Origin of the sequence: Pustulibacterium marinum (genome assembly GCF_900116665.1) — a bacterium.
Classification (GTDB): domain Bacteria; phylum Bacteroidota; class Bacteroidia; order Flavobacteriales; family Flavobacteriaceae; genus Pustulibacterium; species Pustulibacterium marinum.
On the sequence record NZ_FPBK01000002.1, the window covers coordinates 18,696 to 32,626 of the forward strand.

Here is a 13,931-nt window from a genome sequence, read left to right on the forward strand (position 1 = left end):
ATTTGGGTATGACAAATATATAAAAAAATAAGATACGCAAACTTAAAATTAGCGTTTTAACGAAAAATTTCGCCGATAAACGATGTTTTCCTGTAGATGAACAGAAAACCAATAGTCGTCGGATGGTAATTTAAGTCCGTTGAATGTACCATCCCAACCAGCGGATTGAGGAGATAAAATGGTGATCAATTTTCCGTATCTATCAAATATTTCGATGTATTGAATGGCCGATGAATAGTTGTTATTGTATAGCACATTCCAAGTATCATTTACGCCATCATTATTCGGAGTGAAATAGTTAGGGAAATCAATAATATAGAAAGTAATTTCTGCTGTTCCGCATCCGTTGGTATCTGTTACGTAAATTGTATGTTCTCCTGGTGAAACCTGAAAAAATGTATTTTCAATGTCAAATGATTGCTCATCAATACTATACAGGTAGTTTCCAGATCCTTCGGCCGTAATCGTCACATTGTAGTTGCCAACATTTCCTGTAATGTCATAAGATATATTTGGCAGAGAAGATGTAAGAACATTGAAATTTCTCGTAGCACTACATCCGTTGTTATTAGTAACTTCTACAGAATAGCTACCAGCTTCGTTGATGTGTATAGTTGGAGTTGTAGCTCCCGTATTCCAAAGAAATTCAAAGTTAGATGTATTGCCTTGTAAACCAGAATATAGTGTTATTGATGCTGGATACGTATTTTCACAATAGATAATTTCCTGATCCTCTCCTATAGCTGGTGCCCTGTTAACAACCAGAACAATGGAAACTATACCGTAACAACCTGTATCAGTTTGCACTCTAGCGTATATGGTTTGTTGATTAGCTACATTATTTATATAGGTAGTGCTGCTCAATTCATTATTATAAAGTATAGCATCTTCTACAGATTCAAAATAGTGAATGTCAAATTGGGCTGATACATATGTTGCAATAATTTGTTCGCTATCCGATAAAGAGAAGCTGGCAAAACCATCGTTATCTTGATCGTCACATTCCGTTAAGGTAATGGTTGGTATTTCATTGGACACTGTAGAGAGTTCAATAGATGCTATAGCACTACATCCAAATTGGTTTGCTACAGCAGCATACACTATTTGTCCTGGGCTGGCATTGTAAAACGCATCTGGATTGGCTATTGGGTAGTTTTCGTTTTCAGCATTGTATAGGGAAAGATAATAGCCAGTAATTTGTATGTTTTGGTTATTGCCTGTAATTGCAGGATCTGCATTATGAAGATTGTAAACTGTGAGACCATCATTATCATCATCACATTGTGTTAGTATTGTATTTTCCACAGCTGCACTCTCGGCGTATTCTATAACTACTTCGTCATTAGCAATACAACCACTTTCTAAAATTACCTGAACACTGTATGTACCTGCTTGATCAATTTCCAAGGATGATTCATTTTCTCCAGATATCAAATTTCCATCTAAATACCATGAGAATGATTGTGCATTTTGAATGAATTCAGGAGTAAGTAAAAACGTTTCATCGTCACATAGTGGATTTCCATTTTCAATGGTATGATCCATTCCTAATTCCGCAGAGATGTCAAAACTTTCGGCTTCCAAGAAAACGGCAGAATCATATCGATAGTTTTGCTCGTCAGCGATTACCAATTTAATATGGTAAGTAGTATTGGGTGTTACAGTAGCTTCTGCTGTGAGTACAGCTGTTTGTCCATTAAAGTTTATGGGAACATTGTTATTGTTAAACGATCCAAAGTAGTTCTCGTTTTCAGCACTACATCCGCCTGGTATTTCCGGGTGAACTGTGGTTACTTGCACAGGTGTATTGGTTCCTGGGACTACAGCTATGTTGGTATAATCACCATTTTCAGGTTTTATCAAGAAAGCGAATACATCTGAATATATACAGGTGTTGCTATTACCTTCTTGATATTCTTCCGAAGCGAAAATATAATTGAACTTTATGGTATTTGCATTTGGAGTAAAATCAAACTCCAGAACCGTAGCATTTGTGGTATTGTTGATATCTAGAATAGAATTAAGATCTGCGTCACTTCCCCAATTGGCAGCATCATCATCTGACAAAGAATTATTAGGCCCTGGTACATTATCTAGTCGTCCTGTACTCATCACAATTCCACTTTCAAAAGGAAAATCAGTTCCTGTGGCGTTAAAGTAACCATAACTTTTCATGGAAGCGCCAAAATCTCCACTTACTGCATTGGTTACATTGATGTTTTCAATACAACTACTATTAATTAAGATATCTTCAATAAGTTCTTGAGGAGTATAGCTGTTTGCATCCGTTGTTATAGATTGTGCATTTGCTAAGCTGAAACTAATTAGTAATATCAATAAAAAATACTTCATGCCTTTTCAAAAATAGGGGGTGCAAAGGTACTATTCTTTCTGAATTAGAAGTTGTTAAATATGAGTTACTTATTTAAATACACCCATCCTGTATAATTTCTGTAAAGCTCATCTTGCAGTTTTAATACATAGAAATAGGTTCCTGTAGGTAAAGGTTGGTCTTTAAAAGTGCCTTCGGTAGCAATTCCGTTCCATGGTGGAGTGCTTTGATTGCCTTTGTAAACCAGGTATCCATATCTGTTGTATATCAATAAACTAAATTGATTATACACATTCCAAAGGTTTTCAATGTAAAAAGTATCGTTTATACCGTCATTGTTTGGCGAAAATCCTTGTGGAATATTGGGCGGACAATTTATCGCTTTGATCTCAAAACTATCAATGGTGTAGCAATAGGTATTGTCATACCGGTAGTAAATGGTTTGTGGCTGGTTTGTATTTTGATAGCTGCTGCTATTTGTAATTTCGTTAATTCCCAGTTCAGCATCTGTTTCAGAAAGATAAAATCCATTGAAAGTAGCTGTGTTTGTAGTATTTTCTAGCGCTTCCTCTAAATTAAATATCGCCACGTCATAACCCATATCACAACCTTCTAAATTTGTTAAAGGAACAATTTCCGGTGGATTCATGAATGAAATCTCTGTTGCAGTACTGTTATTATTGTCTTCAATTTCTGCTATAACATTTGTTTCATCCACTACAATTTCTAGTGAAAAATTATCGGGAATAGTTTCAGGGATGTTTAAAAGTGTAGTGAAAGATAATGATTCGTCAATGGCTATTTCACTATCGGTTGCTAAGGTTTCAAGAAGCACACTATCAGCATATATATCAATGGTTGTGTTTACAGGGATAGGTGCGGTACCGTCTGTATTCCATACAGAAAAATCTAGTTGTACCAGTCTGCTGTCACAATTCAACAATGTACTATTCACAGTAACTGTAGCATCGGGTAAAATACTAGCTAAAACTGTAACTATATTGTTCACCATCACAAAATCTTGTCCGGAGGTTAAAGAAATGGATAGGCTGGTATCGCCTATGGCTATGAAATCTTCTAGGTCATAGTAATCAATATCCATATTGTAGAGATTGCTACTATTGGTGAAGGAATTTGTTCCGTTAAAGGCATTATCAACTGGATTTAGATTGTTGCTTACAGGTATTGAGTTAATGCTCAGTGTCTCATTAACGCTAATTCCGGCATCTCCTTCCCAAGCTAAAAATCCAATTTTTGCAGCCTCATTATCGTAAACATTCAAGCCGTTGAGTTGAATGTTAATACTATTGGGAACATGCTGTAAACCATCATAAACATTCACTTGTTGTAGAGGGAAGTTTTCATTTTTTATGACACACACTATTGCCCAGCCACCAAAATTGGTCCCTGTTGGACAATAAGGAGAAATTACTCCTGTAAGGTCAAGATTGGAAAGAGTATAGTTTCCATTTCCCGTATTTTGTACAAGTGTTGTAACGTCGGCAAAAGCAGCGAAAAATACGCGGGTTTCGTCCAAAGCATCACTAAAAGTACGCGAAGCAGTAATAGGGGTGTTGTTCAGTTGTACATCAAAATCTCCGGTGCCTGAACCGGCCCAATATAAATATGCAGCTTCTACCAAAGTACCTTCTTCTAGGGATAAAGTAGCACTAGAAGACGTAAGAATTTCGCAGTTTATGTTGGAGCCATTTTCGCCTACGTTTAAAGTATTTCCAATGGTATGAAAGTCGTATCTGCCGTTAAATTGTTCGTAAAGGGATACGTCTTGAGCGTAGGCTGAACAAGAAAATAATATCAATATAAAACATGCTCTTTTTAAGGTTGTAAACATGGATTTTGATTAGAAACTCTAAAGATAATAAAAACCTAGGGAGTGCTAGAATCCATAGAAATGTATATTTTCGCAATTCGAATTTTTAAGCATGAAGTATACACGACTTACAAAGGAGCAGTTAGAGGAAATGCACGAAGAGTTTGCCACTTTTTTGGCAGCGCAGCAAATCACGGCTGAAGAGTGGAAAGAACTAAAAACAGAAAAACCAGAAGTAGCGGAGCAAGAATTAGATGTGTTTAGTGATTTGGTTTGGGAAAAAGTTCTGAGTAAAGTTGAATATATAGACAAAATAGATGCTCAAAGCGTGTTTCTTTTTCAAATTCAAGAACAGCAAATACGTTTAATTGTTCTTAAAACTAAAGCGCAAATAGATTGCACAACTCAAGAGGGCATGCAATGGGTTTTAGATAATTATCAACAGGAGAGTGTTGAGGTTTTTCAAGCCACTAAAAAACTATCTGAAGATAGAAATCAAGAAATATTTGAGTTAATTCAACAAGGAGGTAGTATTTCAAAAGGAGATTATTACACGTTCTTCTCTCAGTTGATTTAAATCTTTCTTGTTATTCATAACGAAGTGCTTCTACCGGATCTAGTTTTGCAGCTTTGATAGCTGGATAAACTCCTGAAATAATAGCAACAATAGCTGAAATGACAATAGCCCATACTGCTGCGGACCAAGGAATAATAAAGTCAAAACCTGCGATTTTAGAAACATAGAAGCCTATGATTACTCCAAAAGTGATTCCTACCAAAGCACCTAATTGAGCCACTAAAGCAGTTTCTACAAAAAATTGAAGTACGATAGAAATTTTTTTGGCTCCCAATGCTTTTCTAATGCCTATTTCTCGTGTTCTTTCTGTCACTGAAACCAGCATTATATTTAGCAATGCTATGGATGAACCAAAAATAGTTATGAATCCAATAATAGCTCCTGCAAACGTAAGTCCGCCGGTAATATTTCCAATTCGATTGATCAAATCATCTGATCTTCGAATCCCGAAATTAGAATCTTCAATAGGACTCAAACCTCTAATATTTCTAAACGTAATAATTGCATTGTCTATAGAACTATTTAAAAATTCTTTTTTGGAAATACGTACGCTTACAGAATAATTAACATTGGCAAGGGTGTAGATAGACCTTGCAAGTTGCAACGGAATAATAACGCGGTTATCTTGGTTATTACCAAAAGTGGAACCTTTTTCCTTCAGAATACCAATTACTTTAAATTTATTACCGCGAATGCTTATTATTTTTCCAATTGGGTTGATGTCCTTAAATAATTTATCTCTGAATGAAGATCCTAAAACGCATACATTTACATTGTTTGAAATGTCTGTAGGATAAAAATCACGACCATCTTCAATTTCTAATCCGCTATTGCTAATAAAGTTTTCATCTGCTCCAATGACAGATACTTCTGGATCTGTTTTTTCACTTTCATATTTTACTTCTGCTGTTGAAGTTCCATAAAATGAAACGGATGTTTGGGCAAAAGGTGTTGTGAATTTTTCCTTGAAGTCAGAAGCTTGTGCGTATGATATTATAGGATTTATTTTTTGAGTTTCTCCAGATCCCTGTGCTCTAAAATCGGTATCATATCTGCTTAAATTGAACGTATTGGCTCCCATGGAAGCAAAATCGCTGGAAAGTGTATTTTCTAAAGCAGAAACAATACTAAGAATCCCAACCAAAGCGGTAATTCCCAAAGAAATAATCATTACGGTTAAAATGGTTCGTAATGCCTGACTTTTAATAGCGTCAAAGGCTATTTTAATGTTTTCGGAGACCTGTGTAAACTTCATAACGTTTTATAAGACTCTAACAGTTTCATTTTGTTACAAAATAATAGGTACAAAAATTTAGAGACAATATTTATAGAATTCCAACGCCGTAAGAGTTCTTAATTTGAGCCATTACAAAAGTACTTTGCGTACTTCCAATACTTTTTACTTCTCCCAGTTTGTTGAATACAAAGTCTTGATAGGCTTTCATGTCTTTCACATGTACTTTGAGCAGAAAATCAAAGTCACCTGAGATATTAAAACACTCTACTACTTCTTCAATTTTCAAAATATCGGCCACAAAATCGTTTCCTATATTCTTATCATGTTTTTTTAGTTTGATATTACAGAAAACTAGAAAGCCTTGATTCAATTTTTCAGCATTCAAAATGGCGATGTATTTTTCTATATAGCCATTTTTTTCTAAACGTTTGATGCGTTCAAAAACCGGTGATGGTGATAGGTTTACTTTTGCAGCAAGCTCTTTTGTAGTAAAATTTGAATTTTCATGAAGTATTTTCAGAAGTTGTAAGTCGGTATTATCTAAGTTTTCCATAGAATATTTTTCTGTTTGATGATTGATTTAGTTTTGGTAAAAGTATTAAATTCTGTTTTAATGTATTGATTAGTTTTATTTACTTCATTTATAGGTTAGGTAAGAATTATATTTTGTCGATGGTAATTTTGTAGGAGTAATAACCTATAAATTTAAATATATGTGTAGTATTTCAAATGCTCCTTTTAGAGCAGATACTGTAGGAAGTTTTTTAAGACCTAAAGTTTTAAAAGAAGCTCGACAAGCTTTTGAACAAGGAAATATTTCTCAGGAATCACTTCAGAAAATAGAAGACGAAGAAATTATCAAATTAATAGAGAAACAGCGTTCTTTAGGATTAAAAGCCATAACAGATGGTGAATTTCGCAGGTCTTGGTGGCATCTTGATTTTTTCTGGTATTTTGACGGAATTGATAAAGTAGTGCTAGATGAAGGCTATAAATTCCAAGGTGTAGAGTCTAGAGCGGAATCTGCGAGAGTAACCGGGAAAATTAGATTTACAGATCATCCTTTTTTAGCCCATTTCGATTTTTTAAAGGAACAAATAGGAGAGGGTGAAGCTGTAGCACGCCAAACCATTCCTGCACCTGCGCAATGTTATGCAGAACTGTTTAGAGGAGAAAATGCCCAGGCTGCCCATGAAGTGTATGAGGACGTGGAAGCACTTAAAAAAGATCTTATCAAGGCGTATCGTGATTTTATTTTGGCATTGTATGCTAAAGGTTGTAGAAATTTACAATTAGATGATTGTACGTGGGGAATGCTGTGTGATAAGGATTTCTGGACTACAATGGTTTCAAATTCTGATTACAATCCGGAAGATTTGATAGCACTGTATTTGTCTTTAAACAACGAAGTTTTGAAAGGTTTGCCAGAAGATCTAACCGTGAACACACATGTTTGTCGTGGAAATTTTAAATCTACCTGGGCAGCTTCTGGCGGTTATGAAAGAGTAGCCGAAAAACTATTTGGTGAGGAATTGGTGAACGCTTATTATTTGGAATTTGATACTGACCGAGCTGGTGATTTTTCTCCGTTAGCAAAATTATCACCAGGTAAAAAAGTGGTTCTTGGTTTGGTGTCTTCTAAAGAAGCTACTCTAGAAAATAAAGAAGCTATCATAAAGCGAATTAATGAGGCGAGTGAGTATGTTCCTTTGGAAAATTTATATTTAAGTCCTCAATGTGGATTTGCTTCTACTGAAGAAGGAAATTTATTGACAGAAGAGGAGCAGTGGACCAAAATCAAGCTGATCAAAGAAATTGCAGAAGAAGTTTGGGGTGCTTAAATAGTGTCAAAAAAAAAAAGCAGCTTTTATTGAAGCTGCTTTTTTTACTTATGATTGTTGATTAAATGAATTGCATCCAATCTGATTTATCTCTGTAATCCATGATAGGTTCTGCATTATTATAATCTTCAAGATCAGAAACTAGTTGTTTTACGTCCATTTCCATGTGCTTTGCGCAGTTTTCATAAAGATCATTTCTGAATCCTTTGTCGTGCATTTCAGCAACATATTGTAAACAAACCAAACGAGCAATTACTTTACCTATAACTACCAATTGGCGTTGTGCAAGACTATCTGGTAAGGTAAATTGAAGATGTTTTTTGAATCTTGGAGCTACTAAAGCAGTACGTTCCATATCGGTTAAGAAATCAGCAAGTTTAGTTTGCTTGCTTCGTTTCATTAATTTTACACATCCTTCTGCAATTTGTGTATACAGCATTTCGTTGGATCCTTCAAAAATCTGGAAAGGTCTACTGTCTACAATTCCACGTCCTGCAATATTGTCTAATTTATAGCCGCTAGAACCGTTTAATTGCACACAAATTTGAGCTGCTTCTTGCATTAAATCTGTTACCAAAGCTTTCATACTATTGGCTTCTAAACCATTTCCTGAAACTTCGTGTTCAATACCACTCATAGAAGAACTACGAGCACACATTCCAGAACATAGCGTATAGGAAGATTGAATTCTTGAAAGTTGGAATTTTACTGAATCTAACTGAGACAATTTCTGTCCGCTAACGATTCTGTTATCACAATGAGTTAAAGCTTCGTCCAGCATTCTTTGCAAAAAGCCCATTCCCATTCCTGGAAACTGTAAACGACTTCTGTGCAAAATGTCTAGCATCATTTTGATACCGGTACGTGGCTGTTGTAATTTTTGATTTTTAGGAACGGTTAAATCAATATCATTTAAACCATAAGGAATCATGTATAATCCTAGATTGTTATAATATTCATCTACCGGAATTTTTTGTTCTGGTTTGCTGTCATCTGTTACAAAAAACTCAATATCTCTTGCTAAATCACCGGATTCAGATTTTTTACGAGCGGCAACGATCCAATAATCAGCCATTCCTGTAAGTCCTTGCCAGTGTTTTTTTCCTTTTAAAAAGAAACTATCTTCTTTTTCAACATAGGATGTTTGCATGTTCAAAGCATCACTACCAAAATCTGGTTCGGTAATCATTAAACCGCCCATGGCTTGCTTGTTCATGAATTTATCAAAGATTGGAGCTTTGATATCTATGTGTCCATATTTTGCAATAGGCTCCAAGAAAAGAGCAATGTTGATACCAAAAGTAAGTGACAATGGTAGAGACTCGTAAGAAGCGGCAGATAGCACGCTTAAACATTCTTTTACTTCCATACCACGTCCTCCAAATTCGGTAGGAACTGCAACAGATAAAGGGTTCAATTTCATGATTTCGTTCCACACTTTATCAGGCAATCCACGGCTCATACTTAGCTCGTTGATATTCTCTTCCTGATTAAAAAGGGTGTGGAGTCTTTTACGAAACCTATCAATAAAATCACTAAAATCTTCTTTCATATATTGTGTTATGTTTCTAATTTGCTTTACGTTAATCAATTTTAAAAAAGAACTAAAAGCACTTTAGTTATGGTCATGTTTTACTGCGCTGCAAGATAGGATTTTAAGTTTAAGTAAAATATCATTTTTTAAGATTATATAGATATATATTGCATTAAATTGATATTTATCATGTTTTTATGGGCTAGAAGTTAATAATTTAGAAGTTTTGCTTTTCAAAAAATAAAAAACCAGCCCGAAAGCTGGTTTTTACAATACGTTTATACAGTTGTAAATTATGCTCCTTTAAGAGATTTCATATCGATTACAAATCTATATTTCACATCGGCTTTTACAACTCTGTCCCAAGCCTCGTTGATATTCTGAATGTCTATCATTTCGCATTCAGGTAATACGTTATGTTCTCCACAGAAATCAAGCATTTCTTGTGTTTCTTTAATTCCTCCAATCATGGAACCGGCAATGTTTTTTCGTTTTGAAACGAGTAACCCACCATGAACGGCGTCTAGTGGTTCAATGGCACCAACCATTGCCATGGTTGTATCTCTTTTCATTAAAGTTACATATGGGTTTACATCATGACCTACGGGAACTGTATTCAGTAAAAAATCAAAAGAGTTTGCATGTTTTTTCATTTGTTCCTCGTCTGTTGAAATTAAAACTTCATCAGCTCCAAGCATTTTGGCATCATCTGCTTTTCCTGGTGAACGCGTAATCATTACAACATGTGCACCAATAGCATGAGCAAATTTGATACCCATGTGTCCAAGTCCACCAAGACCAATAACACCTACTTTATCTCCTTTTTTTACATTCCAATGTTGTAATGGAGACCAAGTGGTGATTCCTGCACAAAGTAGCGGTGCAACTTTAGCAATATCTAAGTTTTCAGGAACACTTAAAACAAATTTTTCATCTACTACAATTTTTTCTGAATAACCTCCGTAGGTATGGCCGCCCAAGTGTTTGTCTGCTCCACCATAGGTCATAGTAGCGCCGTTTTCACAATATTGTTCCAAATGTTCTTTACAAGCGCTACATTCCTGGCATGAATCTACCATACAACCAACGCCAACCAAATCGCCAGTTTTAAATTTTGTCACTTCATCACCAACTGCGGTTACGCGGCCAACAATCTCATGTCCCGGTACTACAGGATATTTTGCCGGACCCCATTCACTTCTTGCGGTATGAATATCACTGTGGCAAACTCCACAATAAAGAATATCAATTTGTACGTCGGTAGCTACAAGATCTCTTCTGTCGATTTGTAATAAATCCAATTCGGCAGTTTCTGATTGTACTCCGTATGCTTTTACATTTTCCATAGTGTATCTTTTTTAAGGGTTTTTAATATTTTATATTTTTTATAAAGACAAAGCCTTTTTTACCTCCGGAATTACTTTGGTTCCGTAAAGTTCTATGGCTTTCATAAGGTCTTTATGCTTTGGTCCACCAACATCAATGTGGGCAACAAATCTTGTTAATCCAAACATTTCAATGGTGTTAATTATTTTTTCGGTTACGGCTTCTGCTTCTCCCATGTAGAGAGCTCCTTCCGGACTCATACCTCCCAGAAATTGCATTTGACTGTATTTTGGCCATCCACGCTGGCTTCCTATTCTGTCCATTTGTGCTGCATAATATGGAAAATAGTTTTCAGTAAGATGCTCCATAGATTCACTTATAAAACTGTGTGAATGTACAGCAACTTGCATTTTACTCATGTCATGACCATGTTTTTCATACTGTTCTTTGTAGAAGTCGATCATAGGTTTAAACTGCTTTGGCATTCCTCCAATAATTGCAAAAATTATAGGAAGTCCTAATCTTGCTGCACGATAGACAGATTCTGGTGTTCCACCAACGGCAATCCAAACGGGTAGCTTTTCTTCTGGTCTTGGATATAAAGTTTGATTGCGTAAAGGTGCTCTAAATTTTCCTTCCCAATTGATGATTTCTTCTTCATTCAATTGTAAAAGCAGATTTAATTTTTCCTCAAACAATTCATTATAATCACTTAAATTATATCCGTATAAAGGAAAAGATTCTGTAAAACTACCACGACCGGCTACTATTTCTGCTCTGCCTTCAGATAGTAAATCAATGGTTGTAAAATCTTGATACACTTTTACAGGATCTGCGGAACTTAAAACAGTTACGCCACTTGCCAATTTTATTTTATTTGTAACGGTAGAAAGTGCAGCCAATACTATTTCTGGGGAAGAAACAGCATAATCTGGGCGGTGATGTTCACCAAGAACAAAGCTGTCTATGCCTATTTCTTCGGCAAGTTTCACTTGTTCTACCATTTCTTTTAAACGCTCTTGTGGAGATTGAAACGCACCTTTTGAATTATCAAAGGTGAGGTCTCCAAACATTCCAATACCAAATTCCATTTTTGTTGTTTGTTTTTAATATAGTAACGATTTTCTGGAAATTACCTGATTTTAAGGTAATTTAACTTTATACATGGCATAAGGATATTCGGTTTTGTCTTTTCCATTGTTCCATTTAGGTAAACGCTGTAATTGTGAACAAGTGAAGTATAAATAACCATCCGAACCTGTACCAAGAGAATCGGGCCATAATAGTCGCGAATCTTTCACTAAAGTATGTAATTTTCCGTCCGGACTCAGATATTGAATACTATAATCGGGGGAAGTAGTGAGGTAAATGTTTCCTTTTTCATCTGCTACCAAACCGTGAGTAATACCAACCTTTCCCATATCTTGAACTTTCTCAACAAGTGATTCGTTATCTAGATTTTCATCAGCTAAATATTTCGTTTCAATTCTGAAAAGATGCTCTTTGTTTATAGGTTTAAAATAGAAGTATTGGTAATCCTTTGTGAGCGCAATTCCGTTTACGTTTGAAGAAAATGGTTTTCCATTTTTGTCTTTCATTTCGTCTCCGTTATAAGTAATTACAATAGCATCTGCCTTTGTATATTTTGAATTTTGAAGAACTGTTCTTGTTTTTCCTGTTTGAAGGTTTAGTACCACAATTCCGGCTTGGCCAGGATCGGAGAGGTAAGCTAGATTTCTCTTTAGATCAACACGCACATCATTTAAACCAGAAGTAGCTTTATCAAGGTCTTCAAATAGATATGTTTTTTCAATAGTGTTAGTTTTGGTATTTATTTTAACCAATTTGAATTTTCCGGTATTGGCATCGCCATCACCAAAAATACTGCTTTTGCCTGCTGGCTTAGAATCTAAAACCCATACATAATCTTCTGCATCTACATATAAATCTTGAACTCTTAGAAAGTGATTTTTATAAGTTCCTTTAGTATTCCATTCTTTATTGGGATATGGATATATATTTCCATCTTTTTCTTCTGTGAGGGTATATTTTCCGTTTCCATCATAATTAGGAAAAGCCACAAAAACTCTGTTTGTAGAGGTTACGCTTAAACCAATAGCCATGCTTTTTCCAAAGCTTGCTACTTGTTCTAAATCGTCGCTATGGATTCTTTTTTGGGAAGTTCCTGAAATGGAGTAGAGAAATAGGAATAGGAGGGGGAGTATTTTTTTCATCGATTGTTTTTCAGTAAAAATAGCCTCAATAATTGTGTATACAAATGTTTAAGCGTTAAGGCTTTCTTAAACCAATTGTTAAAAATGAAGCAATAAAAAATGCTTTTCCGGGGGGAAGATGGAAAAGCATTTCTTTACTGAGGGGTAAAGTTGGGGAAACTAAATATTTACACGAAGTGGTATATGTATTAGTTCATCTATAGGCCTTCTAACAAATTTTCCGGCCTTCATATTATGTTTGTTTAAAACTTCATTAATCTGTTTTTGAGAGAAATAAGCAATAGAACCTACGAAATGAAGCGGGTATTTTTTTGCTTCCTCTAAGTACAGATTGATATGTGTGTCTACAAAAGATTCAATAGCCGATTTGATGAGTTCTTGAACAAAGGGATCTTCTAGATGCTGAAACAAAAACTTTGCATACGTAGCTAAATACGCATTTGCATTTGGTTTTTTGTACAGGTTCTCTTTAATGATTCCTGGATCTATGTCAAACTCAGCTTCAAACTTCGTTTTTAAATGTTCTGGTAGTTGGTTGAAAAAATATGCTCTGAGCAATAGTTTGCCCATGCTATTTCCACTGGCGTCGTCCATAATGGTGTACCCCAAGGTTGGCATTCTGGTAATTATTTTTTCACCATCATAATAGCAACAATTGGAACCGGTTCCTAAAATGCTAACAATTCCGGGAGCATCTTTTGTACAGGCGTGCACTGCTGCATCTAAATCTTCCAAAACTTGCAAATAGGTAGCCTTTTTAAAGAATAGTTGGAATACTGCTTTCACTTCTGTTTGGCTAATTACGGTTCCACAACCAGCTCCATAAAAATATACTTCGGTAACAGTATCTTTGATTTCTGCTAGTTCGTGACACTCTGTAAGTCTTTCCATAATTTGCTTATTGGAAAGTATCGCAGGGTTTATGCCACGCGTACGCACTTTAAAAATAGGTTCCTTTTGCTCATTGATACCAATCCAATCACATTTGGTAGAGCCTGCATCGGCAATTAAAATCATAC

11 protein-coding genes are annotated in these 13,931 nt (G+C 35.4%); 2 read left to right on the forward strand and 9 right to left on the reverse strand.

Annotated elements, in window-relative coordinates; translation table 11 throughout:
• Window positions 1–48: 48 nt before the first annotated feature.
• Both BM383_RS04600 and BM383_RS04605 read right to left on the reverse strand, forming a co-directional pair.
• Window positions 49–2,352 (reverse strand): T9SS type B sorting domain-containing protein, encoded by a 2,304-nt coding sequence (locus BM383_RS04600; protein ID WP_093023495.1) that lies wholly within the window; start codon window positions 2,350–2,352, stop codon window positions 49–51.
• 65 nt (window positions 2,353–2,417) lie between these two features.
• Window positions 2,418–4,184 carry a T9SS type B sorting domain-containing protein gene (locus BM383_RS04605; RefSeq protein ID WP_093023497.1) on the reverse strand — a complete coding sequence of 589 codons (1,767 nt, stop codon included), beginning with the start codon at window positions 4,182–4,184 and terminating at the stop codon, window positions 2,418–2,420.
• 91 nt (window positions 4,185–4,275) lie between these two features.
• On the opposite strand from BM383_RS04605, the gene BM383_RS04610 reads away from it, so the two are divergent.
• Window positions 4,276–4,740, forward strand: a complete 465-nt coding sequence (locus BM383_RS04610) for a DUF6495 family protein (RefSeq protein ID WP_093023500.1) — start codon at window positions 4,276–4,278, stop codon at window positions 4,738–4,740.
• Between the two features lie 10 nt (window positions 4,741–4,750).
• Here BM383_RS04610 and BM383_RS04615 read toward each other — a convergent pair whose 3' ends face one another.
• Together BM383_RS04615 and BM383_RS04620 are read right to left on the reverse strand one after the other, a co-directional pair.
• Window positions 4,751–5,995 carry an ABC transporter permease gene (locus tag BM383_RS04615; protein WP_093023502.1) on the reverse strand — a complete coding sequence of 415 codons (1,245 nt, stop codon included), beginning with the start codon at window positions 5,993–5,995 and terminating at the stop codon, window positions 4,751–4,753.
• Window positions 5,996–6,065: 70 nt separating this feature from the next.
• Window positions 6,066–6,530, reverse strand: coding sequence for an Lrp/AsnC family transcriptional regulator (locus BM383_RS04620; protein ID WP_093023504.1), 465 nt, complete (start codon window positions 6,528–6,530; stop codon window positions 6,066–6,068).
• A 160-nt stretch (window positions 6,531–6,690) separates the two neighbouring features.
• Here BM383_RS04620 and BM383_RS04625 point away from each other — a divergent pair, with 160 nt between their 5' ends.
• Complete coding sequence (locus BM383_RS04625) at window positions 6,691–7,818, forward strand: 5-methyltetrahydropteroyltriglutamate--homocysteine S-methyltransferase (protein ID WP_093023506.1); 1,128 nt, start codon at window positions 6,691–6,693, stop codon at window positions 7,816–7,818.
• Window positions 7,819–7,879: 61 nt separating this feature from the next.
• Here the strand turns inward: BM383_RS04625 and BM383_RS04630 are convergent, their stop codons facing one another.
• The 5 genes from BM383_RS04630 to BM383_RS04650 all read right to left on the reverse strand — a co-directional run bounded on the left by BM383_RS04630 (window position 7,880) and on the right by BM383_RS04650 (window position 13,929).
• Window positions 7,880–9,370 carry an acyl-CoA dehydrogenase family protein gene (locus BM383_RS04630; protein WP_093024055.1) on the reverse strand — a complete coding sequence of 497 codons (1,491 nt, stop codon included), beginning with the start codon at window positions 9,368–9,370 and terminating at the stop codon, window positions 7,880–7,882.
• A gap of 275 nt (window positions 9,371–9,645) precedes the next feature.
• The gene (locus BM383_RS04635; protein WP_093023508.1) at window positions 9,646–10,698 is read right to left on the reverse strand and encodes an NAD(P)-dependent alcohol dehydrogenase; all 1,053 of its coding nucleotides are present in this window, start codon (window positions 10,696–10,698) and stop codon (window positions 9,646–9,648) included.
• Window positions 10,699–10,737: 39 nt separating this feature from the next.
• Complete coding sequence (locus BM383_RS04640) at window positions 10,738–11,769, reverse strand: Atu2307/SP_0267 family LLM class monooxygenase (RefSeq protein ID WP_093023510.1); 1,032 nt, start codon at window positions 11,767–11,769, stop codon at window positions 10,738–10,740.
• 51 nt (window positions 11,770–11,820) lie between these two features.
• A complete protein-coding gene (locus tag BM383_RS04645) occupies window positions 11,821–12,912 on the reverse strand; it encodes an L-dopachrome tautomerase-related protein (RefSeq protein WP_093023512.1) in 1,092 nt (363 codons plus the stop codon).
• Window positions 12,913–13,071: 159 nt separating this feature from the next.
• Window positions 13,072–13,929, reverse strand: a complete 858-nt coding sequence (locus BM383_RS04650) for a hypothetical protein (RefSeq protein ID WP_093023514.1) — start codon at window positions 13,927–13,929, stop codon at window positions 13,072–13,074.
• Between the last annotated feature and the right edge of the window lie 2 nt (window positions 13,930–13,931).

Excerpts from the sequence above, each read along its gene's own strand:
- BM383_RS04650 (WP_093023514.1), bottom strand. The coding sequence starts at position 13,929 with ATGATTTTAATTGCCGATGCAGGCTCTACCAAATGTGATTGGATTGGT.
- BM383_RS04645 (WP_093023512.1), bottom strand. The coding sequence starts at position 12,912 with ATGAAAAAAATACTCCCCCTCCTATTCCTATTTCTCTACTCCATTTCA.
- BM383_RS04605 (WP_093023497.1), bottom strand. The coding sequence starts at position 4,184 with ATGTTTACAACCTTAAAAAGAGCATGTTTTATATTGATATTATTTTCT.
- BM383_RS04630 (WP_093024055.1), bottom strand. The coding sequence starts at position 9,370 with ATGAAAGAAGATTTTAGTGATTTTATTGATAGGTTTCGTAAAAGACTC.
- BM383_RS04635 (WP_093023508.1), bottom strand. The coding sequence starts at position 10,698 with ATGGAAAATGTAAAAGCATACGGAGTACAATCAGAAACTGCCGAATTG.
- BM383_RS04640 (WP_093023510.1), bottom strand. The coding sequence starts at position 11,769 with ATGGAATTTGGTATTGGAATGTTTGGAGACCTCACCTTTGATAATTCA.
- BM383_RS04610 (WP_093023500.1), top strand. The coding sequence starts at position 4,276 with ATGAAGTATACACGACTTACAAAGGAGCAGTTAGAGGAAATGCACGAA.
- BM383_RS04625 (WP_093023506.1), top strand. The coding sequence starts at position 6,691 with ATGTGTAGTATTTCAAATGCTCCTTTTAGAGCAGATACTGTAGGAAGT.
- BM383_RS04620 (WP_093023504.1), bottom strand. The coding sequence starts at position 6,530 with ATGGAAAACTTAGATAATACCGACTTACAACTTCTGAAAATACTTCAT.
- BM383_RS04615 (WP_093023502.1), bottom strand. The coding sequence starts at position 5,995 with ATGAAGTTTACACAGGTCTCCGAAAACATTAAAATAGCCTTTGACGCT.
- BM383_RS04600 (WP_093023495.1), bottom strand. The coding sequence starts at position 2,352 with ATGAAGTATTTTTTATTGATATTACTAATTAGTTTCAGCTTAGCAAAT.